1 protein-coding gene is annotated in these 1,461 nt (G+C 63.0%); it reads right to left on the bottom strand.

What is annotated here, in order from left to right; all coding sequences use genetic code 11:
• Positions 1 to 7: 7 nt before the first annotated feature.
• Positions 8 to 1,366, bottom strand: a complete 1,359-nt coding sequence (locus VFQ05_07525; GenBank protein ID HET9326604.1) for a transposase — start codon at positions 1,364 to 1,366, stop codon at positions 8 to 10.
• Positions 1,367 to 1,461: the final 95 nt, after the last annotated feature.

Raw genomic sequence — 1,461 nt, 5'->3', positions numbered from 1 at the left:
TCATGAGTCATCCCGAATTTAACACAGGAAGATGGTAGCCTGGTGGTGGCGCCGCTTGCCAGAGGCGGCTGATGGCCGAGCGCAAGCGGTAGAGCGGCGCTGCCACTTCCAGATAGCGTTTGCCAGTGCGATGGCACCAGTTCCGTAACAGCAACGCGCGCAGCACGTCGAAGGATCGGTTGAGCAGATGCAGCAGAAACGCATACGCCAGCGTGGCCAACAGCAACAGCTTCTTGCGCACATCCCACGCCCACACTCGCGGACTTTCCATCGCCAGTTCGCTCTTGCTGTAGCGCCAGACCATCTCAATTTGCCATCTGCGCGCGTAGGCCAGCACGAGTGCCCACGCGTCCGCGAGTGCACTGATTGGATCGGCCGTCAGCAGATACCACGGCTCGCGTCCCTTGCCCAGCCGCGCAATCACCAGCCAGAGCGGCTGCGGATGGTCGAGCAATGTCACCGGAATGACCACCACGCCGACCTTGATCAGCTCTTTGGTACGCGTGTCGCGCAGGTACCGATAGCTTTGCGAGCGTTTGCCGCGCCCAATCGCCGAGGCTTTGTGCTCCTCGCCCCAGTTGTCCAGCAGCTTGTTGCCCTTCTTCCAGCGCACCACGAAGCGCACGTTTGCCGCCAGCGCGGCCTGTATCCAGCCACTGCCACAATAGCCGCGATCCCAGATGTGGCGCACGCGCCTGCCCCAGGCCGTTGCACTGCGGTCGAGCAGTGCCTGATCGACCGCGCGCTGCGTGGTGGCATGCTCGCCGCGCGTCGTCCACCATTCCATGTGCGCCAGGGTCGGCGGCCCGTCCATCCCGACCACGAGCAGCCCCTCCCAATGCAGACCAGGCACCAGAATCGGCGGCCCTTTGTGCGGGATGGTCATCCCCTTGCGGCGGCGCGACAAGCGGCGGGCTTTGGCCGAGCGCACCACACACCAGTCCGCGTTGGCCTGGCTTTCAGGCTTTTCCCAGACACTGCCGTCCCAGACCAGCAAAACCTCCTCGCCAGCAACCTCAAGTGCCTGCACGCGCTCCCTGGCCTGCTGCCACAAGAAAGCGCCGATGTCATCGGCCGAGAAGTCAGGAGCATGCACCAGGTTGCTGATCCGTTTGGCGCCCGCTGGCGCTTGAGCAGGAGAGAGCAGATAGCCGCCCAGCTCAGTGAGCAGCAAGCCCAGCGCACGATGGCGATGGGTCAGAATGACCTGCACCAGATCGAGCGCGGTCTGCACCAGGCGGATGTCCAGGTGCGCCGCCAACCGCTCAGCGACAGGCCGCAGAAAGTGAATCAGGTGCGAGCGCAGCGTGTGTGCCACCACACTTTGGGCTTGCGCACGGGATGCGATTATGTGATCATGAGCCATCGGAAACCTCCTTGGTAGGGTTGGTTCAGCACCCACATGCTACCGCAGGAGGTTTCCGCCTGCATGCCTTTGTTAAATTCGGGATGACTCATGAC

Source organism: Candidatus Eisenbacteria bacterium (assembly GCA_035712145.1).
In the GTDB taxonomy this organism is placed as follows: domain Bacteria; phylum Eisenbacteria; class RBG-16-71-46; order RBG-16-71-46; family RBG-16-71-46; genus DASTBI01.
This window is presented reverse-complemented; position numbering and strand designations above follow the sequence as displayed.